The following is a 22702-nucleotide window of genomic DNA, read 5'->3' as shown; positions in this document are numbered from 1 at the left end:
AGGGAGTTGGGCAGCCGGTGTGGGTGGTGCTAGCCCTACCCCAGCAGGTAGTCCCGGACGCCGCTCGCCACGGCCTTCACCAGCGGCTCGGACCAGTCCGAGCCGTCCCCACTGAAGTGCCCGGCGAGTACGCCGTCCGCCGTCGGCCGCACCCGGATCGCCAGCGCGTCCGCGAGCCCGGTGTCCTTCGGCCCGGCCGCCGCGATCACCTCACCGCGCACCGCTCCGAAGTCGTAGCCACCAGGCCACTGCTGCGGCACGTACTCGAAGAACGGCGTCCGCGGCGGCACCTCGAGCTCCAGGACCGGGTAGCGCGCGTAGCGGCTGCAGCCGACGACGGCGTCCCGCATGGCCGGTACGTCGGTCGCCAGCGAGCCGGTCGAGCGTGGGATGGCCAGCACCGACGGCACGAGGCAGGGGCCGAGCACCCGCTGCCAGGCCGGCCGGTCGCGCTTGCTGAAGAGCGTGTTGAAGACCAGCGTGTCTCCTGCCGACGGTTCCATCGCCGAAGCCAGTGCGGCCAGCAAGGTCACCAGGGGAGTGCTGCGGTGCGAGCGGATCAGCTGATCGACGCGAGCGGCCTCGGCGGCAGAGAGCAGCTCGCTCCGGTAGGCGAACGGAGAGCCCGGAGCGCTGGAGGGCTGCGGGCAGATCTTGGCGTCGGTGACTCGGCTCTGCCACCAGGCGCCGGCCGCATCAGTGTTCCGGCCCACTTGCTCGGCTTCGTCGAGCAGGTAGTCGGCGTACTGGGGCGCGGATGGGAGGTCTTCGCCGGAGTACAGGGCGGCCAGTTCGGTGAGCGCGAGCCACAGGGTGACCGGGTCGGAGACCATGTGGTGGAGGTGCAGGGTCAGTCGGTCACCGGAGAGCTGCAGCCGGATCGGAGCAGCCAGCGGGACCGGGATGTGCAGAGCGGCTTCTCGGACGAGCTCGAGTTCAGCAGTACGAGAGTCGGTGCGGAGGATGTCGTGTCGACGCTGCAAGGTGTCGAAGGCCGCAGCCAGCCGCCCAGCGTCCAGCTCGCCGTCCAGCGCGAGCATCGCGTTCATGGTGAACCAGGGCCCGAGAGCGAAGCCTGGGCGCCGGGCGTCCAACTCGAGCGCGAAGGACTGCCAGAGCGACGTCCTCACAGCAGCTCCTTCGAGTAGTCCGGCACGTCCGCGGCGAGCAAGGCGGTGTGCAGTTCCTCCAGCACCTCCACCGCGAAGTCCTTGCGCTGCCAGTCCTCGAACGAGATGCCATAGCCCAGTGAGATCCACAGGTCCGCGTTGCGTTGCTCGTGGGCGCCGAACGGCTCCAACAGAACAAGCGGTGTTGCCGACCACAACGAATCCAGCAGGGTCCCACCCCCAGGTTTGCTGACCGACGCCACCGCCTGCCGGCACAGGTCGAAGGAGCCGTGGTGACCGGTCCGCCGCACGAACCCCTGGCCCGCCGGGCCGAACGGCGGGTAGCCGTCGTCGAGCCATGGATGCCAGTCGGGGTCGATCATGAAGTAGCGCACGCCACTGGTCGACAGGTCGCGTTGCTCGTAGGCGATGACGTCCAGCTCGAGGCCGGCGGACAGCAGCTCACCGGCGCGCTCCCGGTACGTGCCCATGCCCCAGCCGCCGCCGTGCACGAGCAGCCGCCGGTCGCGCTCGGCCCACGGCACCGGGGCGTCGCGGGTGACCGGGATGCTGCAGGGCACGCTGCCGCCATCGGCATCGGCGAGCCACACGTGCCGGACCGGCAGTGAGGTCCCACCGGCCTTGTCGAACGACGGTGAGCGCACCGAATCGACATGGCACACGTCCACCGCGACTGGGCCGTGCTGTGCGACGTACTGCTCCAGCAGAGTGAGCCAGAAGCCGCTGAAGACGACGAAGCGAGTGATGCCGCGCCGCTGCCAGTCCGCGAAGAGCTGGTCGACCGCGGCGGGGTCTACCGCGACGGCCGCGTTGCGGGCCAGCTTCTGGCCGGCGAGCGCGACGCGGAAGTCCCGGTGGAAGGCCTGCTTCGACCGGGCGGTGGTCTCCAGGGTCTGCGGTGGCATCAGCCGCTCCAGCACCGACACGTACGCCGTACCGCCCTGCTCGCGGATCCGGTCGGCGAGCAGCAGCCCTGGCACGTGGACGCCAAGCGCCACGCCGGACGTGAGTACCTCCACGACGGCGCCTGTCACTGCGCCGCTCCCAGCGCAGCCAGTTCCTTGGCCAGATGGCGCTGGACCAGCTTCACCGTGGCCTCGTGCTCCGGGCCCTCGTAGCCGCGCGGTGTGCCCTCGACCAGCATGATCAGATAGAGGTAGACCCGGTAGAGCGACAGCCGCTCGCGGTCGACGTCGGCGCCGTACCCGGCGAGCAGTTCGTCGTCCAGCGTGCTGAAAAGGCTCAGCGAGACGAACTCCGCGACCGGATCGCCCCAGAACGCGCGCTCCCCGTCGATCAGCCCACTGACCCGCCCGCCGTCGACCAGGATGTTGCCGTCCCACAGGTCGAAGTGGATCAGCCGCGGCGTGCGCACCGTGTTCAGCAGCTCGAACCGGTCGAGCACCAGGTGCCGTGACACGCCCTCCGGCAGCTCCACCCCGAAGCGTTCGGCGTCGGCCAGCACGTCGTCCAGCATGCGCAGGAAGGCGGTCGCCCAGGTGGGCAGCAAGCCACGCTGCGGATACCCGAACCCGTCCGCGCCGACCACCTCGTGCAGACTCCGCACGATCGTGCCCAGCTCCCGCCGGTACGACGAACGCTCGGCCGGAGCGCTTCGCAGCAGCGTCGTCCCCGGCAGCGCGGTCATCAGCATCAGCTCGGCGTCGGCGTACACGACCTCCGGCACCGGCGCTTTGCCGCGCGCCGCCTGGTAGAACTCGGTCTCCGTCCGGATCAGCGCCTGCTCGTGGGTCAGCCCGGGAGAGGACGGGTCCGGCGCGAGCTTGAGCACCAAGTGCCGTTCGCCGACCGTCAGACGGTAGACCGTGTTGTAGGTGCCCTCGGTCAGCTCCTCGTGGTCGAGCAGCTCCTGCGGCGCGAACCCGGCGCGGTCCAGCAGGTCCTCGATCGCCGCGCGGTCCAGCTGTCGTTTCACCGGTTCTCCCTTCGGGACAAGGCGTCCTGGTAGATCGCATCCATCAGCTGGATCCGCGGTACGGCGTGCGCCAGGTCCTCGCCGGTGTCATCGACGATCCGGGCGAGCTGGTGCTCGTAGTACGCGGTGGCCGGGAAGCTGATCACCTCACGCTCGCCGTCAGTTGGGGTGACGACGAGGTTCAACGGTACGGCGCCGAGCACCGGCCGGAGGAAGTTGCGCAGTTTCACCGTGGCCCGGTCGAAGGTGAAGACGTGCTCGGCGACATGGTCCGGACCGACCGCGCAGGTCAGCGTCGCCTCCGTGCCCGAAGCCCAATGCAACGACGCCTCGAAGTCGCGGTCCACGCCGTTCGGGCCGTCGAAGGCCGAGAATCCCTGGTACGCCGTGGGGTCGAGCCCGATCGTTGCCTGCAGCGCCTGGAGCCAGTAGCTCGCGCAGTCGTAGAAGATGCCGCCGCCCAGCTCGGGGCGGTCGCGGTAACCGCCCGGCGCGGGCACGGCGAAGGTCATCCGCGTCCGCACGGACCGCAGTGCGCCGTACCGGGTGTCGGCGAGGAACGAGCGGACGGTGTCCTGCCAGGGGTGGCCGGCGGTGGCGACCGCTTCGACGACGCGGGTGTGTTCGGCGGCGAAGCAGAGTTCCTCGGCCTCGGCGGCGGTCAGGCAAAGCGGCTTCTCGACGATCACGTCCTTGCCGGCGACCGCGGCGCGGACCGCCCAGCGGTGGTGCGCGGAGTTGTGCAGGGAGATGTAGACGGCGTCGATCGCCGGGTCGGCGAGCAGGGCCGCGTAGCTCTCGTAGACCAGCGGAATGTCGTGGCGGCTCGCGAACTCCTTGGCGCGCACCGGGTCGCTCGCCGCGACCGCCCGCACCTCGACTCCGGTCTTCGCGGCCGGGCCGAGCATCGTGCGAACGGCGATTCCGGTGGCCCCGATCAGGCCGATCTCAAGCGGCATCGGACTTCCCTCGCGGTGTCAGGCCGGCCGCGGTCACTGCGGCCAGCAAGCGGTGTTGCCAGTGGCCGATCTCCCCGGCGCGGCAGAAGATCGCGACATACACCCGGCCGCCGGGCGCGGTCAGGTGACTGCCGTTGAGCACCATCACTCCGGTGTGGTCGCCGGTGGTCAGCAAGCCGCCGAAGGCAGTCAGGAGGTCGTGAATTCCCTTGCCGGGGGCAAGGTTGAGCTCCATTTGCCAGAGATGCGCGGCGAGATCCTGGGACCGCCGGTCGAGATGCAGGGCGAGCAGACCGAGCGACTGGCGGGCGTTGATCTCCAGCACCGGCACTACCGAGCCGTCGTCGAGCAGCATCGCGTCGATCCCCACTGGACCCCAGTAGCCGGCGGCGCTGATGGCGGCCACCACGTCGGCCAGCGACTCGGCGTACCAGCCTTCGTCGATCAGTGCGGCGGGCGCGGGGCTGGAGCCCAAGTGCCGAAAGCCCTTGTTGGTCAGCTGTTGCACGCCGAGGAACTGCCACGAGCCGTCTCGCTGTAAGTGCAGGTGACCGGAGAAGTCGTGCGCCTTCGGATACTTCTCCTGCACCAGCAGCTCGACCCGTTTTCCTGTCTGTTGACGCAGCACCCGCTCGATCGCCCGCAGTACGCCGGGAGTGGTGACCTCGAGCAGGGCGCGACCGGAGACGCCGTACGGGTCCTTGACCAAGGCATGGAAGTCGAGATCGGTGACCGCGGCAACCAGTTCGTCGACCGAGCGGACCACTCGTCCCGCGCCCGGGAGACCGAGCTGTCTGACGAGCTCGTTGGACCAGGTCTTCGAGTTGACTTGGGCAACGACCTTGGGTGACGGCAGGCCGGGAAGCGGGGTCAGGACCGCGTAGGGTTCCAGCGGAACGCCGGCCGGCCAGGGCTCGTCGAGCAAGTGGTGTTCGATCGGCCCCGAGCCGGCGCCATCGATCGACTTGTGCTCGAAGGACACCCCGTAGCCGGCGAGGAGCCCGGGATCCATCGGGCGCCGGGTGATCAGGACGTCGCCCGGCGCGCAGAAGCCGGCCAGCAGTTCGTCCATCGTGGCGACGGCGGGATCACCGCCGCCGACCGACGGCAGCTCGGCCAGGTCGTCCGGTCGCCACCACGACTCCGCGTCGAACGTGCCGAATCGGACCGTCATCCGGCCTGGCCGGCCAGACGGGCGACGAAGGTGCTGAACTGACGGACCGAACGCAGGTCGTCGAGCTGCAGCTGCGGGTAGTCCAGCTCGAGGTCGAACTCGTCCTCGATCGCGAGCAGGAACGTGATCGTCTGCAGGGAGTCCAGTCCGTACTGCTCGACCAGGTCGGCCTCGGAGCCGATCTGGTCCGCGGTGGTTCCGTTGTCCAGGACCTTGGCCAGCACGACCTTCACGCGGTCCTCGATCACAGTGGTGGACATGCTCAGACTCCGTTCAGGTAAAGGAGGATGCACTTCGAGCAGACCGGCATCATGCCGTTCTCGGACATGATCCGGCGGACCTCGCGGAACGACCGGCTCTGCCACAGCTCGCCGACCGGCTGGTCGTACAGGTTGCCGACCACGAACTCGGGGAAGAACTTGCACGAGCTGACCGCGCCGTCGGCGTGTACCTCCATCCTGTTCGAGACCGCGAGGCACTTGCTGCGGTGCTGCGCCGGCCGGGACGTGCCGAGGATGAAGTCGGTGACCTCGTCGTCCTCCAGCTGCGGCTGGTAGCGCAGGCGGACGTTCCACGGCCGGGACGCGAGCCGAGCCATCGAGTCCCGCAGGGCGGGCAACTCCTCCGGCGGCAGCTGGTAGGTGTAGCTGTGCCAGGTCGGCTTCTTGGTCTCGGTGCTGGGGTTCAGCCAGGAGAACGTCTTCTCGTACAGGCGGTCCATCGACTCGGCCACCTCGGGGCTGATGTACCAGGGGAACTGGAAGTAGACCGTGTTCACGCCGAGCTCCTCGGCCCACTCCATGAACTCGTACATCTTGTGCACGGTGACGTGGCTGACCATGCACGACAGCGACAACTCACCGTCCCACTGACCGGAGCGCTTGAGGTCCAGCATCAGCTGGATGTTGGCCATCGTGCGCTTGAAGGTGCCGCGGCCGCGCAGTGCCTCGTGGTCCTCGCCCAGTCCGTCCAGGCTGACCAGCAGGTTGAGGTTCTCACCGATCCGCAGCAAGTCGTCCAGCTTGCGCTTGAACAGCAGGCCGTTGGTGCACATGTTCACCGTTCGCGGATACTTCTCCAGCAGCGCGGCGACCTGGTCGAACCTGGTGTGCATCAGCGGCTCGCCGCCCCACAGGAACAGCTTCGAGCGCACCGGGGCCGTCGTCCGCAGCACGTCCTCGACCACCGAGAGGTCGAGCTCGGTCTTCTGCTTGACGGCGCTGAAGTCGCGGAAGAAGCCCTGTTCGTTCCACTGGTAGCAGTGCGTGCAGCGCAGGTTGCAGCGGTAGGTGAGCTGCAGGCTGACCTCCTGCGGCAGCGGGGCGGCGTACGTCGGGTCGGCGAGCAGGTTGCGCCGGGCCCTGGAGCGGATCGACACGGTGTGCTTGATGTCCGCGAATTCCTTGGTGTTCAGCGTTCGGGTGGTGGTGGGACGCATCAGACCTCCTGGTGGGTGGCTGTGGCGACGAGCAGTGCACTGGCTCCGGCGATCACCCCTCCCGTGGCGAGGACGAGGACCAGACCGGTCGCGGCACCGAGCTGTGCGCTCAGTACGCCGCCGGTCAGGCCTCCGGTGATGGCGCCGAGCGGCACGGTGGATGAAGTGAGCGTGCGGGCGGTGGCGTGCACGGTGCTCTGCAGGCCGGCCGGGGTGATCTGCTGGCGGACGCTGGTGGTGACGACGTTCCACACCGGCAGCCAGACGGAGGCGCAGATCCGGATCACCACCAGCGCCAGCGCGGGAGCACTCAGCAGGCAGAGCGGAACGGCCAACCAGCACAGGGCTTCCAGCCCGGTGAGCACCAGCGTTCGCCGTACGCCGATGGTCGCGGCCAGCTTGTTGGCGACGACGGCGCCGAGCAGACCGCCGACCGAGCCGGCCGCGATCAGCAGTCCGCCGGCGAGGCTCGACAGGCCGAGCACCCGGTACGCGAACAGCAGCAGGACGGCGTCGACCATGCCCGAGCCGAAGCTGCGGATCGCGGCCGCGCAGACCAGCCGGCGCAGCAGGTGGTGGTGCCAGACGAAGGCGAAGCCGGTGCGGATGCGGTGGGGCAGTGGTTCGCGGATCGGCTCGGGTGGCGGCTCGACGGTCGTGATGCGGGTGCGGCCGAGAGCCGAAGCCAGGAAGGGGATCGCGCAGAGCAGCAGGCCGGCGTACGGGGTGGTGGTGCGGAGGAGAAGACCGCCGAGTGCCGGGCCGACGAGCTTGGACAGACTGTCGGAGCTCTGGAGCTTGGCGTTCGCGCCGACCAGGTCTCGTGGTGCGACGAGTGCGGGCAGGTAGGACTGGCCGGCGATGTCGACGAAGACCATCGCGGCGCCCGCGACGGCAACCACGAGGCACAGCTGAGGAACGCTGACCCAGCCGGCCAGTGCGGCGAGCGGGACGCTGGCGAAGGCGGCGAAGCGCAGCAGTTCGCCGCCGATCATCACCCGGCGGCGAGGGACGTGGGCCAACGCGGCGCCGGCGACCAGACCGAGCGTGGGATAGGCGACCCAGCCCAGCGCGGACAGCACCCCGACCTGGGCCTCGCTCGCGTCGAGCGTGAGGATCGCGATGGTCGCGACGGCGAATCCGGTCAGCCGGTCCCCGACGAAGCTCGCGGTCTGGCTGCCCCAGTACCAGGACACGTCGGCGCGCGATCGCACCGCGCGAGTAGTTGCTCCCACCCTCGACTCCCCAGCGTCGTCGGTGAAACTCCGCCCCTGCCGTGACCCCCTAAGTTCAAGGCTTGAAATAAGACCTCGGACAACTTAACCGGGTCGCACGCCGGACTCAAGGCCCTGAGTCACCAATTCGTCGCAGAGTGTGGTGAAGGGTCCTCTGAGGACTATGGGCGCGGGGGAGTGGCCGAACCGAGCAGGGCGTTCAGGCCGGCGGTGTACGTCTCGGGGGTGACGTCGCCGAGCATCAGGCGCTGCAGGATGAAACCGGGCAGCATCCCGAACAGGACCTGCGCGATGTGCTCGGGCTCGACGTCGGCGGGCAGCGTGCCGTCGGCCTGGGCGCGGCGGGCGACCGCGGCGTAGTGCGCGCGCAGGATCGTGTACTTCTGCTTGGCGACCGCGGCGATCGCCGGGTTGTGCATCGACTCGGCCCAGGCCTGCAGTCCGACGCGGGTGACGTCGCCACCGGGACGGCCCGCGATCTTCACCACGTGCTCGAGCACGACCCGCATCGCGTCGGCGGGCGACAGCGGATCGTCGGTGGACAGGATGCCCTCGAACAGTTCGTCGACCGTGCTCAACGCGGAGTCGGCGATCGCCGCGATGATCTCGTCCTTGCTCCGGAAGTACCCGTAGACCGCGCCGGCCGACAGCTCCGACTCCCGGATCACGTCGGCCATCGTCGTCTTGTGGAAGCCGTGCTCGGCAACGCAGCGCAGGGCCGCCTGGACGATCTGCTCGCGGCGGGCGAGCCGGTGTTCGGCGGTGACCTTGGGCATACCGCGAACTTAAAACGAATGTCCGTTCTTGACAACTCGTCCCGACCGCGTCACGCTCGGAAGTAATAAAGAACGGTCATTCGTTTTTAGGGGAGTGAGATCATGTCCGCCACATCTGCCACCGCCGGCCCCCGGCGTCCTCCGGTGGTCGCCGTCGTCACCCTGCTCACCGCGGTACTGACGGTGCTGCTGATCGCGTTCGCCTGGCCGGCCGCGCGGTCCGAGCCCCGCGACGTCCCGCTGGCGGTCGCCGGTCCGCAGGCCGCGGTCGGTCAGGTCACCGCCGCGCTGGAGCAGGCGATGCCCGGCGGGTTCGCGATCGAGCCGGTCGCCGACCGGGCGGCCGCTGTCCAGGCGATCCAGGACCGGGACGTGTACGGCGCGATCGTGCTCGACCAGGCCGCGCCCGAGGTGCTCACCGCCTCGGCCGCGGGGCCGGTCGTCTCGCAGTTGCTGACGCAGGTGGCCGGACGGCTGGCGGCGCAGAACCCTGCCGCCGGGCCGAAGGTGACCGACGTGGTTCCGTTGTCGGCCGACGATCCGCGCGGTGCGGGCCTGGCGGCGGGTGCGTTGCCGCTGGTGCTGGGCGGGATTCTCGCGGCCGCGGCGCTGACGAACTTCGCGAAGCCGGGCGCGACCCGGGTGCTCGGCGCGATCGGGTTCGCCGTAGCGGGCTCGCTCGCGCTGGCCGCGGTGCTGCAGTTCTGGCTGGGCTCCTTGGAGGGCAGCTACTGGGCCAACGCGGCGGTGGTCGCAACGGCGATCGCGGCGATCAGCGTGACCCTGCTGGGGCTGGAGTGGCTGATCGGTACGGCGGGGCTCGGGCTGGGCGCCGCGGTGATGATGCTGCTCGGCAATCCGCTGTCGGGGTTGACCAGCGCGCCGGAGATGCTGCCGAGCGGCTGGGGAGCACTCGGGCAGTTCCTTCCGCCGGGCGCCGCCGGTACGGCGCTGCGCTCGGTCAGCTTCTTCGACGGAGCCGGCGCGGGGCGGCCGTTGCTGGTGCTCGGAGGCTGGCTGGTCCTCGGCCTGGTGCTGTGCGGACTCGGCGCCGCGCGCGGCCGGCGCGTCGTACAGGCTCGTCCGCAGGGGTCGCCCGTTACGGTCTGATCGACGGCGAAGCGGTGACCGGATCGTTACGAGCCGGTCACCGCTGACGTCGCTCCGGACGAGGACAACGTTGTCTGTCAACCATTGACTTCACTGGTCTCAGCCTCCTACGGTCGCGGAAAGCCCACGGGGTTTGAGCGGTGGTACCGGGATGACAACGATTGCCCGAAGGTGGACGTGATGGTCATGAGGAAACGTTTCAAGTCGGCGGGTGTTCTCGCCGTGGGCGCGCTCTTGCTGGGGGTCTCGGCCTGCAGTCAGGGGTCGACCACCAAGACGCCGGAGGCGGGCGCTGCCAGCTCCGGCCCGGCGAACATCAAGATCGCCTACCAGCAGTGGGGCCCGGGCACGGTGATGAAGAACTTCCTCACCGGCGCGAAGGCCGAGTACGAGGCGGCCAACCCCGGCTCGAAGGTCGAGATCGTGCCGATCGTGGCCAGCGAGAACGACTACTACACCAAGCTGCAGCTGATGATGCGCTCGCCGAACACGGCGCCGGACATCGTCTACGAGGACACGTTCCTGATCAACTCCGACATCACCGCGGGCTACCTGCGGCCGCTGGACGACTACATCAAGGACTGGCCGGACTGGAACCAGTTCGAGGAGACCGCCAAGGGCGCGGCCAAGGCGCAGGACGGCAAGACGTACGGCATCCCGGACGGCACCGACACCCGGGCGCTGTGGTTCAACAAGCAGATCTTCGCCAAGGCCGGCCTGCCCGCCGACTGGCAGCCGAAGAACTGGGACGACGTGCTGACCGCGGCCCGCACCATCAAGCAGAAGGTGCCCGGCGTCATCCCGCTGAACGTGTACTCCGGCAAGCCGATGGGTGAGGCCTCGGCCATGCAGGGCCTGGAGATGCTGCTCTACGGCACCAAGGACACGCTCTACAACTTCGACCAGCAGAAGTGGGTCGTCGGCAGCCAGGGCTTCAAGGACTCGCTGAACTTCATCAAGACGATCTTCGACGAGGGCATCGCACCGCAGCCCAAGCAGTCGCTGGACCCGAACTGGGGCAACAAGGTCGGCAGCGACCTGCTGCCCAACGGCAAGCTGGCGATCGCGCTGGACGGCTCGTGGCTCTACAACAACTGGCAGAAGACCGGCGCCAAGCCGTGGCCGCAGTGGACCGAGGTGCTCGGCCAGGCCGCGATGCCGACCCAGGACGGCAGCGGCAAGGGCAAGGTCAGCCTGTCCGGCGGCTGGACCTGGGCGATCCCGGCCAAGTCGAAGAACCCCGACGCGGCGTGGAACTTCATCAAGACCCTGCAGACGCAGAAGAACGCGACCAAGTACGCCACCGACGGCGCGCAGATCGCGGTCCGCAAGGATGTCGCGGCCGACGAGGGCTACAAGACCTCGGCCAAGTCGACGCAGTTCTTCACCGACCTGGTGGCGGTGACCGTGTACCGGCCGGCGCTGCCGGAGTACCCGAAGGTCTCCAACGAGATCATCACCGCGATGGAAGCGGTGATGACCAAGCAGTCGTCGCCGGAGGAAGCGGCCAAGAACTACGACGAGGCGGTCGAGAGCATCGTCGGCAAGGACAAGACGACCAACCAGAGTCAAGGCCAGTAAGCGGATCCCGTCCCCTGACGGGCTTTGACGAAGGGACTGCTCTGTGACGACGACTGTCGCACCCGCCGCGTCCGCGCCTGCTCCGTCCGGTCACCAGACCGGGCGGGGCGGGCCCCCGCGCGGCGCCAAGCTGCTCAAGATGATGCCGCTGGCACCGGCCATCGGGCTGATGCTGGTCTTCCTGGCCGGCCCGATCATCTACTGCGTCTACGCCGCGTTCACGAACATGGCGCTCACCGGGACCGGGGCCAACGAGGTCCAGTTCGTCGGCCTGGACAACTTCCGCAAGGCCTTCGGCAGCAGCGCGTTCACGAACTCGATCTGGCTCACGCTGGTGTTCACGCTGATCTCCGCGATCATCGGGCAGAACACCCTCGGCCTCGGCCTGGCGCTGCTGATGAAGCGGTCCACCAAGCTGGTCCGCAACTTCGTCGGCACCGCGGTGATCGGTGCGTGGGTGCTGCCGGAGGTGGTCGCGGCGTACCTGCTCAGCGCGTTCTTCAACGACGAGGGCACGCTGAACGTGATCCTGCACAGGGTCGGGCTGCCCGGCCAGGACTGGTTGTACGCGGCCCCGATCATCGCGGTCTCGATCGCGAACATCTGGCGCGGTACGGCGTTCTCGATGCTGGTCTACTCGGCGGCGCTCAGTGAGGTGCCCAAGGAGATCGAGGAGTCGGCCGAGATGGACGGCGCGGCCGGTCTGCGCCGGCTGATCTTCGTCACGCTGCCGATGATCAGCCGCGCGATCATGACCAACCTGATGCTGATCACGCTGCAGACGCTGAGCGTGTTCGGCCTGATCTACGCGATGACCCGCGGCGGGCCCGGCACCAAGAGCCAGACGCTGCCGCTGTACATGTACGAGCAGGCGTTCAGCTTCTCCCAGATCGGCTACGGCACCGCGATCGCGCTGGTGATGCTGGCGATCGGGGCGGTCTTCTCGCTGATCTACCTGCGTGGACTCAACACGGAGGCAGCATGATTGCCCGGGACCGCGTCAGCAAGGTCACCTCGAACCTGGTGCTGCTGGGGATCGGTGTGCTGTTCGTGCTGCCGCTGCTGTGGGTGCTGTTCGCCTCGATCAACCGGACCGCCGGGCTGACGGTCGAGTTCCCGACCAACCCGACACTGGGCAACTTCAAGGCGGTGCTGAACACCGACACGACGTACCGGCCGGTGCTGAACGGCATCGTGCTGTGCGGCGGCGCGGCACTGCTCACGATGATCTGCGCGGTGCTCGCGGCCTACCCGCTGTCGCGGTTCAAGTCGCGCTTCAACCGGCCGTTCCTGCTGACCGTGCTGTTCTGCACCGGGCTGCCGATCACCGCGGTGATGGTCCCGGTCTACGGCCTGTTCGTGCAGCTCAACCTGGTCGACACGCTCGGCGGCACGATCATGTTCATGGCCACCAGCTCGCTGCCGTTCGCGATCTGGCTGACCAAGACGTTCATGGACGGCGTACCGATCTCGCTCGAAGAGGCGGCCTGGGTGGACGGCGCCGGCAACATGCAGGCCCTGCGCCGCATCGTCCTGCCGCTGATGTGGCCGGGCATCGCGGTCGTGCTGATCTTCACCTTCATCGGCATGTGGGGAAACTTCTTCGTCCCCTTCATGCTGCTGCTCTCCCCGGAACGCCTGCCCGCCTCGGTCAGCATCTTCACCTTCTTCGGCCAGTACGGCGAACCGAACTACGGCCAGCTGGCGGCGTACTCGCTGATCTACACCTTCCCCGTCCTGCTGCTGTACCTCCTGCTCAGCCGCAAACTCGGCGGCGCCTTCGCCCTCGGCGGCGCGATCAAGGGCTGACCCCGATCCGGTTCGTCCACGCCTAGGATGCGACGCGTGGACGAACCGGACTGGTGGCTGGAGGGCGGAGTCTTCTCGCTGACCGACGGAGCCGAGGCAGGCTTCACGGCCGAGTTCGACCGGGTCATCGACCTGCTGGGGGAGGACACTGGCTGGCTGAGCTGGTGGCGCTCGGCAAGCAAAGCGCCGGTGCTGCAGATCGAAGCCGTTGTACTGAAGCCGCTGTCGCCGCTGGGCGCGGAGGGTCTCGCGCGCATCGGCGCCGACGAACGAGTCATCCGTGGACGCAAACGGCACCTGGTGCGGCTGCACGTCGACTTCGAGGCGCTGGAGCAGCTGGAGCCGGACGAGCGCCGGATGTGGGCTTTGCCCGTGGTGCTCGACGGGATCGGGCGGGTGCGGGAGAAACTACGGCTGGCGGGTGACCCGCCGCAGGTTCCTGACGTCGTCCTGCCGTTGCCGTTGAGCGTTGGGACCCTGCGGCGGCGGCGGTTGCGGGAGCTGCTCGACGCACGGAACGGTCAGCCGTTGCGGGATCCGGAGCGGACCGTGTACCGGCCGCTGCGTCCGACGGGCGAGGGCGCCCTGCTGACCGAAGTGCTGCGCCCGCCGGAGCGGTTGCCGGTGCGGGTCGTCCGTGGTCCGGGGGACGGGCCGCTGGTTGTCGAAGTGCAGGTGCCGGTGACCGACGAGGCGTACGGCGACGAGTGGATCGACGAGGTCGACGGGTTTCTGGCGGACGAGGCCAGTGACGGGAGCTTCGTCGTACAGGATGTTTCGACCGGCGAGGGAGATGTCCACGTCTTCGTGCTGTCCGGTGCCTCCGAGGAGGAGTTGCTCGCGGTCGCCGAGCGGGTGGCCGGGTTGCCCGGCGTACCGACAGGTGTGGTGGCCTACGTGATGGCTGACTGAGGGGTGCACAGGGCGCCTCGTGTCGGTTGGGTGGTGCCGGGGTGAGTGCTTAGGGCGTACGGTCGGTGACCATGGGCGATGCCGTGACACGGGGGCGGCCGGCGGCCAGGCGTGGTCCGGCGGCGGCGGTGGTGTTGGCTGTGGTGGCCGGAGTGGTGGTCACGGTCGCGCTGGTTGCTGCGGGCGAGCGGGTGGTGGAGTACCGGAGTCCTGCTTCGCACCTGGTGCTGGAGACGGTCGACGCGTGTGTGGCGGTGCTGCTTTCGTATCTGGTCTACGGGCGGTTTCGGCGGAGCGGTAGCCGGCAGGACCTGTTCCTGCTGCAGGGACTCGCGTTGCTGGGGGTGGCGAACGCCGGACTGGTGCTGACGCTGGCTCGCTCGGAGTCGGTGCAGGCGCTCGGACTCTGGCTGCCGCCGCCGTTGCGGGTGCTGGGGACCTTGCTGATCGCCGCGGCCGCCTTGCTGCCGGCCCGATCGGTCCGTACGACGTGGCAGCGGTGGGTGCTCGCGCCGATCGCCGGGGTGGTGCTGCTGGTCGCCGCCGTGTTGCTCTGGCGGCGCGACGAGCTGCCGCGGGCCGCGGGACTCGGTGGCGACGTCGGTCTGCCCACGGTGACCAGTGGTCACCCCGGTCTGCTGGCCGCGCAGCTGGTCACGCTGGTTAGCTTCGCGGCGGCCGCTGTCGCGTTCACCATCCAGGCCCGCAACCGCGACGACGTACTGCTGCGCTGGCTCGGTCCGGCCTGTGCACTCGGCGCCATGGCTCGGCTGAACTACCTGGTCTTCCCGTCGACCGGTGCGGACTGGATCTACAGCGGCGACGTCCTGCGGACCGGGTGCTACCTGCTGCTGCTCATCGGAGCCGGCCGGGAGATCAGCAGGTACTGGTCGGCGCAGGCCGAGGCCGCGGTGGCGGAGGACCGGCGCAGGCTCGCGCGCGAGATGCACGACGGCGTCCTGCAGGAGCTGGGCTACATCCGCTCCGAACTGGCGGCCTTCGCGACGGTCGACGAGGCACGGGTCGGCCGGATCGTCGGAGCGAGTGAACGCGCGCTGGACGAGGCACGGCAGATGCTGGTCGCGCTGGGCCGGGCCGCGGACGAGCCGCTCGCGCAGGCGCTGCACCGCGCGGTCGAGCAGATCGCCGAGCGGTACGGCGTGAAGCTGGCGCTCGAGCTGGACGACTCCGTCGCCGCCGACGGCGCGCAGCGGCACGCGCTGGTGCGGATCGCGCGGGAGTTCAACGCCGTACGGCATGGTCGGGCGGAGCACGTCCGGGTCGTGCTCGGCGAGAACAGCGAGGGGCGGTTCCTGGAGGTGACCGACGACGGCACCGGCTTCGCGCCGGATCGCCGGACGGCGGACGATCCGGGGTTCGGCCTGATCAGCATGCGGGAACGCGCGGCCGCGTTGCCCGGGACGTTCGGGATCGACTCGCAGCCAGGCGCCGGTACCAAGGTGGAGGTCAGATGGTGAGTGCGGAGCGGTACCGCGTGGTGATCGCGGACGACCACCCGCAACTCCGCGGCCGGATCCGTACGGCGCTGGAGGCGGGCGGGTTCGAGGTGTGCGCCGAGGGCGCGACCGGGCCGGAGGCGGTTCGCCTGGCGGAGGAACACGCACCGGACATCGTCCTGCTCGACGTACACATGCCCGGCAGCGGCATCCGCGCGGCGGCCCGGATCGCCCAGCTGCTGCCCGAGATCTCGATCGTGATGCTCACCATCTCCCGCGACGACGCCGACCTGTTCGACTCGCTGCGGGCCGGTGCGTCCGGCTACTTGCTGAAGGACACCGATCCGGTCCGGTTGCCCGCCGCGTTGCGCGGGGTGCTGTCCGGCGAGGCGGCGATCCCGCGCTCGCTGGTGGCCCGGATCCTGGACGAGTTCCGGGTGCCCGGCCGGGCCCGCTTCGGCCGCCGGCCGAAGGTGGCGGCCCGGCTCACCTCCCGCGAGTGGGAGGTGATGGAACTGCTGGCCGAAGGCCTCAGCACCGACGAGGTGGCGCGGCGACTGTTCCTGTCGCCGACCACGGTGCGGGTGCACATCTCGTCGGTGCTGCGCAAGCTCAAGGTGAAAGGCCGTCAGGCCGCCCTCGACCTGCTGCGGGACGACTCTCCGTGAGGGCGGCCTCCCTCCTGGCCGCCCTCACGTGGAGTCATTTCCGGAGGTCGAACTGAGCTGAGACCGGCCCGGTGAAGCTGCTGTCCGACACCGTCACCCGGTAGGTGCCGGCGCTCAGCGCGGCCCCGGTGTGCTGGCTGAGCTTGCTGGTCAGGTTGTAGATGTACTGCGGGTCCGACCAGCGCATCGCCAGGCCGTTGGTCGAGACGGTCTCCATCGCCGACTCGTTGACCGTGCCGTCGGGCATGCTGTCGAGCCTGGTCAGGGCCACCGACGGGCTGAGCGTGCTGACCGCGGCGCCGTCGCAGCCGGTGACGGTGATCTTCACCGGGATCGTGCTGCCGAGCTTGAACACGCTCCGGGTGCCGGCGGCGTTGATCGGTTGCATGATCGCGCCGGGCGTGTTCTGCGTGGCGAAGCTCGCGGCGGCCGCGCGGCTGTCGCTGCCCGCGTCGTCGTCGGTGACCGTCACACCGACCTGATAGGTGCCGTTGGCACCGAACGTGTGGCTGCCGGCGACCGGAGTGGTCGCGGGATCGACGGTGCTGCTGGTGCCGTCGCCCCAGGTGATCACCGCGCTGTGGGTGTCGGCCGATCCCGGGTCGGTGAACGCCGCGTTCACCGTGACCGCGCAGGCGCCGAGCCTGCTGCTGGAGACCTGCCCGATCGAAGGCGCCACGTTGGACGCCGTCCACCCGAAGCTCTCGGTGGTCGGAGCGTGCTCGCCGTCGGTGGCCTGGACGACGACGGTGCCATTGGCATCGTCGGTGCTGGTGTGCGACCAGGACCAGGTGCCGTCGCCGTTGTCGGTCACGGCGCCGGCGCCGCTCACCTTGCTGACGGTCAGCGTGCTGTTGCCGTCGGCGTCGGTGAACGATCCGCTGGTGGACAGCGCGGAGCCTTCGTCACCGGTGGCGTCGGCGGGCAGCACCGCGGCGACCGGCGGGGACGAGACCTTCACCGGCTGCTCGATCGTGATCGGGATCGCGACGTTGTTGTTGTAGCCGGCCGCCGAGCTGCCGGTCGTGTTCGTGGTGATCGTCGCGGTGACCGTTCCGCCGACCGCACCCGCGGCGGCGGTGAAGCTGACCGGGAGCGTCGTCGCGCAGTTGGTGAACAGCTGCGAGGCCGGGGTGGCCGTCACGCCGGCCGGGGTGACGAACGTGATGCCCAGCTGCTCGCCGTTGTCGATGTTGCAGCCGGGCTCGGTGTCGTTGTTGGCTCCGACGACCTTCACCGTGGCCTGACCTGTCGAGGTGACGTCGCCGGCCACCAGGGTCAGGCTGACGGCGTCGTTGGCGATGGCGTCGTTGATGTTGTCGGCGTGTGCGATCCCGGCGAGGACCAGGCCGGCCGTGGCCGCCAGCCCTGTCGCCAGCACCGCGTGCCGGGTGAACTTGAACATGAGGTGCCCTCCGTGGTGTGGTGCACACCCCTCCGCGTGCACCAGCTGCCGGTAACGCTAAGTAACGCGGGGCCGGTCGGGCTAGGGACCGAAGTCCTCTTGAGCGTTCAAATACCTAAACGCCCGGCGGCCGCTGCGCTGCTGGCGAACGGCTCGTGAGTGGGCCCGGAGGACCCCGTAGGGTGGCGGCATGCCGCTGACGTATCCGCTCGTTGAGCAGACTCTGGACAACGGGTTGCGCGTGGTCGTGAGCATCGACCGCGCCGTGCCCATCGTCGCCGTGAACCTCTGGTACGACGTGGGCTCGCGGCACGAGCCGCCGGGTCTGACCGGGTTCGCCCACCTGTTCGAGCACCTGATGTTCCAGGGCTCGCGCAACGTGAAGTCCGGCGAGCACTTCGCCCTGCTGGAGAGCGCGGGCGCGAGCCTGAACGCCTCCACCTTCTTCGACCGGACCAACTACTTCGAGTCGCTGCCCAGCGGTGGGCTCGACCTCGCGCTGTGGCTCGAGGCCGACCGGATGGGCTACCTGCTCGACGCGGTCAACCAGGAGAACCTGGACAACCAGCGCGACGTGGTCAAGGAGGAGAAGCGGCAGAGCTACGACAACCGGCCGTACGGCGACTCCTACGAGCGGCTGGTCCGGCTCGCCTTCCCGCAGGGCCACCCGTACGCGCACATGACGATCGGGTCGATGGAAGACCTGGACGCCGCCTCGGTCGAGGACGTGCACGCGTTCTTCCGCAAGTACTACGGCCCGAACAACGCCGTCCTGTCGATCGTCGGTGACGTCGACGAGGAAGAGGCCTTCCAGGCGGCCAAGCGGTACTTCGGTCACCTGCCCGCGATCCCGCAGCCGCCGCCCGCGCCGGACGGCACGATCGGGCCGCTGCAAGGCGTGGCCCGTGACGACGTGGTCGAGGACGTGCCGTCGGACCTGATCACGATGATGTTCCGGCTGCCCGTCGACGGCACACCGGAGCTGGACGCCGCGGCGCTGGCGCTCGACGTCCTGGCGGCCGGCCAGAGCGGCCGGCTGAACCGGCGGCTGGTCCGCGACGAGCAGATCGCGCAGTCGGTGTCCGGTGGCGCGCTGCCGCTGATCGGCGGGGTCTCGTTCGGCACGCTGACCGGGATCGCGTCGGACGGCGTGGACCTGCAGAAGGTCGAGGACGCGCTGCTCGAGGAGGTGGAGAAGCTCGCCGCCGACGGAATCACGAAGGACGAGCTGGCCACCGTGCAGGCCCAGGCCGAGCGCGACTGGCTGGAGCAGCTGGCGACCTGCGCGGGCCGGGCGGACGAGATCTCCCACCACGCGCTGCTGTTCGGCGACCCGAACCGGATCAACACCCGGATCGACCAGCTCCGCGCGGTCACCGTCGAGCAGGTTCAGGCCGTCGCGACGCAGTGGATCAGGGCCGAAGGCCGGGTCCAGGTCACCTACCGGAAGAACACCGACGCAACCGAAAGTGGGAACGCATGAGCAGCGGGGCTCTGACCACGCCGCCGGTCGTCGCACCGCCGCGGCCCTGGACCTTCCCGGCCTCGACCACCACCAGCACCCGCGCCGGTACGCCGGTGCACGTGTTCGACCGGCCGGGCCAGTACGTCGCGACCGTGCGGGTCACGATCGCGCTGCCGCTGTTCGCCGAGCCGCGCGAGCTCGAGGGTGTCGCGACGATCATGTCGCGCACGCTCGACGAGGGCACCGAACTGCACTCGGCCAACGAGTTCGCCGCCGCCCTCGAGCGGCACGGCGCGGCGTACGGGGTGGATGTCAGCTCCGACGCGCTGCATGTGGAGATCTCGGTGCCGGTCTCGCAGCTGGCTCCGGCGGTCAAGCTGCTCGCCGAGGCGGTCACCCGGCCCGCGTTCAACGCCGCCGACGTCGGCCGGCACGTCACGATCCGGCTCGGCGAGATCAACCAGGAGCGCGCCAACGCGGGCTATCGCGCCCGGGAGACGTTCGCCGCGCACCTGTTCGACCCGAGCACGCGCCGCTCCCGCCCGACCGCCGGTACGCCGGACACGATCCGCCGGCTGACCAACGCCGAGGTCGCGCAGTTCTACCGCGACAACGTCGGTCCGGCCCGCGCGCAGATCCTGTTCGCCGGCGACGCGACCGGTGTGGACGTGGCCGGCATCGTGGACGACGCGTTCGGCGACTGGACCGCGCAGGCGGGTCCCCCGCTGGAGACGCCCGAGCCGCTGTACGTCGTGGGCGATCGCATCGTGCTGGTGGACCGGCCGGGCTCGGTCCAGAGCCAGCTGCTGATCGGCTGCCCCGGCCCGGACCGCCGCGAGGACATCTGGGGCGCGGCCGCGGTCGCGAACCACGTGGTCGGCGGCACGATCACGTCACGCGTCGACACCGTGCTGCGCGAGGAGAAGGGCTACACCTACGGCACCCGGTCCAGCTTCACCGCGGCGCGCAAGGGTGGCACGTTCAGCCTCGGCGGCGCGGTCCGCACCGAGGTGACCGGCGCCGCGATCACCGACGCGCTGCGGATCCTGCGGGAGGCGCGCGACGGGCTGACCGACAAGGAGGTCGGCGAGTCGAAGGACAACCTGATCCGGACCGCGCCGCTGCGCTACGAGCAGGCCGACTCGATCGCCCAGCAGGTCGGCAGCAACATCGCCGCCGGCGTACCGCTGGACTTCGCCGACACCTACCTGGCCCAGATCGCCGCGACCACCGCGGAGTCCGCCACCGAGGCCTATCGGCGCTATGTGGGAACCAACGGGCTGCTGGTGATCGTCGTAGGGGAGGCCAAGGAGGTTCGCGACCAGCTCACGGGGCTGGGCGACGTGACCGAACTGAGCTGACGGACTGACATCCTCTGCTCAGGCCCTTTCGGCCCTGAGCAGAGGAGCAGTCATGTCGTTCGGTGAGCGACCGCAGGACCGGCCGCAGTACCCGCAGTACGGGCGGCCCGAGCACGGTCACGGTCAACAGGGCTACGGCAACTATCCCCTCCAGCCGGGCTACCCCGATCAGCCCGCATACGGCGTACTGCGGGACAACTCCAACGCCACCGTCGCGCTGGTGCTCGGGCTGCTGCCGTTGATCACCGGACTGCTGTTCCTGTCGCCGATCGCGTGGTGGAAGGCGAATCAGGCCCTGGCCGAGATCGATGCGGCGCCCGGCGTCTACAACAACCGAGGAATGGCCGTCGGCGGCCAGATCGCCGGGATCATCGGGACAGTCCTGCTGATCCTGGTCGTGCTCGGATTGATCGCCCTGGTGCTGTTTTTCGTGGTCTTCGCGGGCGTCGCCTCGACGGCGTAGCGACCCAAGCAACTGTTTGCTGGAAAACCTGACAACGTCGGCCCCCTCCCGCACTGCCCAACGCTGACTTACGTTGTGGCGGTCACACTCACTCCTGGGAGGGGATCCGCTCGTGAGAGACGTCCGCAGATCGTTGTACGCGGCATCGGGTGCGTTCGCACTCGTCGCGGCCGGCTTGGCCGCTCCGTCCGTCGCCGGGGCGCAGGCCGCCGGTGGCAGCACGGAGTACCTGGTGCTGATCGAGCAAGGGGCCGACCGCGCCGAGGCCCTGGCCGCTGTGAAGGCCGCCGGCGGCGAAGTGGTCAAGGAGAACACGAACCTGGGCACGATCACCGTGCGGGCGGCCTCGTCCGGCTTCTCCACCCGGGTCTCGGCGTCGAGCGCGGTCGAGGGCGCCGCCCGGAGCCGGCCGATCGGGCAGTTGCCGCGGACCAAGCCGCGCACGATCGAGCAGGAGAACCGGGGCGCGGCCGCGAAGTCGTCCAAGGCGGCGAAGAAGAGCGCCAAGGGCATGGATCCGCTCGACGCCAAGCTGTGGGGCCTGAGGATGGTCCGCTCCGACCTGGCCCGCACGGTCCAGCCGGGCAGGAAGCAGGTCAAGGTCGGCGTCCTGGACTCCGGGATCGACGCCCGCAACCCCGACATCGCGCCGAACTTCGACTGGAAGCTGTCCCGCAACTTCGCCACCGACGTGCCCGAGTACGACGGCCCGTGCGAGTTCCGCGGCTGCGTCGACCCGGTCGGCTGGGACGACAGCGGGCACGGCACCCACGTGGCCGGCACGATCGGTGCCGCGGTCAACGGTCTCGGGGTGTCCGGGGTCGCGCCGAAGGTGACGCTGGTCGAGATCCGCGGTGGTCAGGACAGCGGTCTGGTCTTCCTGAACCCGGTGCTCGACGCGCTCACCTACGCCGGTGACGTCGGCCTGGACGTGGTCAACATGTCGTTCTACGTCGACCCGTGGCTGTACAACTGCATCAACAACCCGGCCGACAGCCCGGAGGCCCAGCTGGAGCAGCGCACCACGATCCGGGCGATGACGCGCGCGCTCAACTACGCGCACAACCGTGACGTCACGCTGGTCGGCTCGCTCGGCAACAACCACGAGGACCTCGGCAAGCCGCGGCCGGACACCAGCAGCCCCGACTTCGGCGACGTCCCGCCGTACACGCGGCCGATCGACAACGCGACCTGTTTCGACCTGCCGGTCGAGGGACCGCACGTGATCGGCGTGTCGGCGCTCGGCCCGTCGGGCAACAAGGCCGACTACTCCAACTACGGCGTGGAGCAGACCGATGTGTCGGCGCCGGGTGGCTGGTTCCGTGACTACTTCGGGACTCCGCAGCACCGGGTGAACGAGAACCTGATCCTGTCGACCTACCCGGTGAACACGCTGCAGGCCGCCGGTCTGGTCGATGCCAACGGCAACATCACGCCGGAGGGTGTCGCGGGCGGCGTCGAGAAGCAGTGCCCACCCGGTGTCACCGACTACACCAGGTGCGGCTACTACAACTGGTTGCAGGGCACGTCGATGGCGTCGCCGCACGCGAGCGGTGTGGCCGCGCTGATCGTCAGCGAGTACGGCCGTGGCGGCAAGGGCGGCTTCAGCTACTCGCCGGACAAGGTGCGCAAGATCCTGCTCGGTACGGCGCAGGAGCGGGCCTGCCCGAACCCGCCGCTGGTGACCTACATCAACGAGGGCCGGACGCCGGAATGGAACGCGCTGTGCGAGGGCACCCGCAGCTTCAACGGCTTCTACGGCCACGGCATCGTGGACGCGTGGGCGGCGGTGACCAGGTACTGACAATGTGCTGAGCGAGGGC

At 69.4% G+C, this 22702-nt stretch carries 21 protein-coding genes; 11 read left to right on the top strand and 10 right to left on the bottom strand.

Translation table 11 applies throughout. The features are described 5' to 3' along the window. Positions 1-35: 35 nt before the first annotated feature. The 9 genes from ACQPXM_RS30670 to ACQPXM_RS30630 form a co-directional block, all read right to left on the bottom strand. Positions 36-1130, bottom strand: a complete 1095-nt coding sequence (locus ACQPXM_RS30670) for a condensation domain-containing protein (RefSeq protein WP_432940003.1) — start codon at positions 1128-1130, stop codon at positions 36-38. Continuing rightward, positions 1127-2149, bottom strand: a complete 1023-nt coding sequence (locus ACQPXM_RS30665; RefSeq protein ID WP_432940001.1) for a hypothetical protein — start codon at positions 2147-2149, stop codon at positions 1127-1129. The genes ACQPXM_RS30670 and ACQPXM_RS30665 overlap by 4 nt, the downstream gene beginning before the upstream one ends. A gap of 11 nt (positions 2150-2160) precedes the next feature. Beyond that, a complete protein-coding gene (locus ACQPXM_RS30660; protein WP_432939999.1) occupies positions 2161-3066 on the bottom strand; it encodes a phosphotransferase family protein in 906 nt (301 codons plus the stop codon). Continuing rightward, positions 3063-4025 (bottom strand): Gfo/Idh/MocA family protein, encoded by a 963-nt coding sequence (locus ACQPXM_RS30655; protein WP_432939997.1) that lies wholly within the window; start codon positions 4023-4025, stop codon positions 3063-3065. Before ACQPXM_RS30655 ends, ACQPXM_RS30660 begins: the two co-directional genes overlap by 4 nt. After that, on the bottom strand, positions 4015-5199 hold the full coding sequence (locus tag ACQPXM_RS30650) for a hypothetical protein (RefSeq protein ID WP_432939994.1): 1185 nt from the start codon (positions 5197-5199) through the stop codon (positions 4015-4017). Before ACQPXM_RS30650 ends, ACQPXM_RS30655 begins: the two co-directional genes overlap by 11 nt. Continuing rightward, positions 5196-5459 carry an acyl carrier protein gene (locus ACQPXM_RS30645; protein ID WP_432939992.1) on the bottom strand — a complete coding sequence of 88 codons (264 nt, stop codon included), beginning with the start codon at positions 5457-5459 and terminating at the stop codon, positions 5196-5198. The genes ACQPXM_RS30650 and ACQPXM_RS30645 overlap by 4 nt, the downstream gene beginning before the upstream one ends. Positions 5460-5461: 2 nt before the next feature. Further along, complete coding sequence (locus tag ACQPXM_RS30640; protein WP_432939989.1) at positions 5462-6637, bottom strand: radical SAM protein; 1176 nt, start codon at positions 6635-6637, stop codon at positions 5462-5464. Then, positions 6637-7872, bottom strand: coding sequence for an MFS transporter (locus tag ACQPXM_RS30635; protein WP_432939986.1), 1236 nt, complete (start codon positions 7870-7872; stop codon positions 6637-6639). Before ACQPXM_RS30635 ends, ACQPXM_RS30640 begins: the two co-directional genes overlap by 1 nt. 161 nt (positions 7873-8033) lie before the next feature. After that, a complete protein-coding gene (locus ACQPXM_RS30630; protein ID WP_432939984.1) occupies positions 8034-8648 on the bottom strand; it encodes a TetR/AcrR family transcriptional regulator in 615 nt (204 codons plus the stop codon). 102 nt (positions 8649-8750) lie between these two features. On the opposite strand from ACQPXM_RS30630, the gene ACQPXM_RS30625 reads away from it, so the two are divergent. From ACQPXM_RS30625 to ACQPXM_RS30595, 7 genes are all read left to right on the top strand, one after another. After that, positions 8751-9758: a hypothetical protein gene (locus ACQPXM_RS30625; RefSeq protein WP_432939982.1), complete on the top strand. Its 1008-nt coding sequence runs from the start codon at positions 8751-8753 to the stop codon at positions 9756-9758. Between the two features lie 186 nt (positions 9759-9944). Further along, positions 9945-11339, top strand: coding sequence for an extracellular solute-binding protein (locus ACQPXM_RS30620; protein WP_432939980.1), 1395 nt, complete (start codon positions 9945-9947; stop codon positions 11337-11339). 43 nt (positions 11340-11382) lie between these two features. Beyond that, positions 11383-12324 carry a carbohydrate ABC transporter permease gene (locus ACQPXM_RS30615; RefSeq protein WP_432939978.1) on the top strand — a complete coding sequence of 314 codons (942 nt, stop codon included), beginning with the start codon at positions 11383-11385 and terminating at the stop codon, positions 12322-12324. Beyond that, on the top strand, positions 12321-13148 hold the full coding sequence (locus tag ACQPXM_RS30610; protein WP_432939975.1) for a carbohydrate ABC transporter permease: 828 nt from the start codon (positions 12321-12323) through the stop codon (positions 13146-13148). The genes ACQPXM_RS30615 and ACQPXM_RS30610 overlap by 4 nt, the downstream gene beginning before the upstream one ends. Positions 13149-13184: 36 nt before the next feature. Further along, positions 13185-14060: a hypothetical protein gene (locus ACQPXM_RS30605; RefSeq protein WP_432939973.1), complete on the top strand. Its 876-nt coding sequence runs from the start codon at positions 13185-13187 to the stop codon at positions 14058-14060. 71 nt (positions 14061-14131) lie between these two features. Beyond that, complete coding sequence (locus ACQPXM_RS30600) at positions 14132-15538, top strand: sensor histidine kinase (RefSeq protein WP_432939971.1); 1407 nt, start codon at positions 14132-14134, stop codon at positions 15536-15538. Continuing rightward, complete coding sequence (locus tag ACQPXM_RS30595; RefSeq protein ID WP_432939969.1) at positions 15532-16185, top strand: response regulator; 654 nt, start codon at positions 15532-15534, stop codon at positions 16183-16185. The genes ACQPXM_RS30600 and ACQPXM_RS30595 overlap by 7 nt, the downstream gene beginning before the upstream one ends. Before the next feature lie 34 nt (positions 16186-16219). On the opposite strand, the gene ACQPXM_RS30590 is transcribed toward ACQPXM_RS30595, so the two are convergent. Next, on the bottom strand, positions 16220-17590 hold the full coding sequence (locus ACQPXM_RS30590; protein WP_432939967.1) for a PKD domain-containing protein: 1371 nt from the start codon (positions 17588-17590) through the stop codon (positions 16220-16222). Between the two features lie 190 nt (positions 17591-17780). Between ACQPXM_RS30590 and ACQPXM_RS30585 the strand changes: the two genes are divergently transcribed. The 4 genes from ACQPXM_RS30585 (at position 17781) to ACQPXM_RS30570 (ending at position 22683) form a co-directional block, all read left to right on the top strand. Continuing rightward, entirely contained in the window at positions 17781-19073 is a 1293-nt protein-coding gene (locus ACQPXM_RS30585) for a M16 family metallopeptidase (protein ID WP_432939965.1), read from the top strand. Next, complete coding sequence (locus ACQPXM_RS30580; protein WP_432939963.1) at positions 19070-20416, top strand: M16 family metallopeptidase; 1347 nt, start codon at positions 19070-19072, stop codon at positions 20414-20416. Before ACQPXM_RS30585 ends, ACQPXM_RS30580 begins: the two co-directional genes overlap by 4 nt. Before the next feature lie 52 nt (positions 20417-20468). Continuing rightward, entirely contained in the window at positions 20469-20879 is a 411-nt protein-coding gene (locus ACQPXM_RS30575) for a hypothetical protein (protein ID WP_432939960.1), read from the top strand. A gap of 112 nt (positions 20880-20991) precedes the next feature. Then, positions 20992-22683, top strand: coding sequence for a S8 family serine peptidase (locus tag ACQPXM_RS30570; RefSeq protein ID WP_432939957.1), 1692 nt, complete (start codon positions 20992-20994; stop codon positions 22681-22683). Positions 22684-22702 lie beyond the last annotated feature (19 nt).

It is taken from the genome of Kribbella sp. CA-253562, from assembly GCF_050942265.1.
Lineage (GTDB): Bacteria > Actinomycetota > Actinomycetes > Propionibacteriales > Kribbellaceae > Kribbella.
The sequence above is the reverse complement of the archived record's forward strand: the minus strand, read 5'-3'. Positions and strand labels throughout refer to the sequence as shown.

Excerpts from the sequence above, each read along its gene's own strand:
- ACQPXM_RS30640 (WP_432939989.1), bottom strand. The coding sequence starts at position 6,637 with ATGCGTCCCACCACCACCCGAACGCTGAACACCAAGGAATTCGCGGAC.
- ACQPXM_RS30645 (WP_432939992.1), bottom strand. The coding sequence starts at position 5,459 with ATGTCCACCACTGTGATCGAGGACCGCGTGAAGGTCGTGCTGGCCAAG.
- ACQPXM_RS30610 (WP_432939975.1), top strand. The coding sequence starts at position 12,321 with ATGATTGCCCGGGACCGCGTCAGCAAGGTCACCTCGAACCTGGTGCTG.
- ACQPXM_RS30585 (WP_432939965.1), top strand. The coding sequence starts at position 17,781 with ATGCCGCTGACGTATCCGCTCGTTGAGCAGACTCTGGACAACGGGTTG.
- ACQPXM_RS30575 (WP_432939960.1), top strand. The coding sequence starts at position 20,469 with ATGTCGTTCGGTGAGCGACCGCAGGACCGGCCGCAGTACCCGCAGTAC.
- ACQPXM_RS30620 (WP_432939980.1), top strand. The coding sequence starts at position 9,945 with ATGAGGAAACGTTTCAAGTCGGCGGGTGTTCTCGCCGTGGGCGCGCTC.
- ACQPXM_RS30630 (WP_432939984.1), bottom strand. The coding sequence starts at position 8,648 with ATGCCCAAGGTCACCGCCGAACACCGGCTCGCCCGCCGCGAGCAGATC.
- ACQPXM_RS30655 (WP_432939997.1), bottom strand. The coding sequence starts at position 4,025 with ATGCCGCTTGAGATCGGCCTGATCGGGGCCACCGGAATCGCCGTTCGC.
- ACQPXM_RS30595 (WP_432939969.1), top strand. The coding sequence starts at position 15,532 with ATGGTGAGTGCGGAGCGGTACCGCGTGGTGATCGCGGACGACCACCCG.
- ACQPXM_RS30580 (WP_432939963.1), top strand. The coding sequence starts at position 19,070 with ATGAGCAGCGGGGCTCTGACCACGCCGCCGGTCGTCGCACCGCCGCGG.
- ACQPXM_RS30650 (WP_432939994.1), bottom strand. The coding sequence starts at position 5,199 with ATGACGGTCCGATTCGGCACGTTCGACGCGGAGTCGTGGTGGCGACCG.
- ACQPXM_RS30590 (WP_432939967.1), bottom strand. The coding sequence starts at position 17,590 with ATGTTCAAGTTCACCCGGCACGCGGTGCTGGCGACAGGGCTGGCGGCC.
- ACQPXM_RS30600 (WP_432939971.1), top strand. The coding sequence starts at position 14,132 with ATGGGCGATGCCGTGACACGGGGGCGGCCGGCGGCCAGGCGTGGTCCG.
- ACQPXM_RS30625 (WP_432939982.1), top strand. The coding sequence starts at position 8,751 with ATGTCCGCCACATCTGCCACCGCCGGCCCCCGGCGTCCTCCGGTGGTC.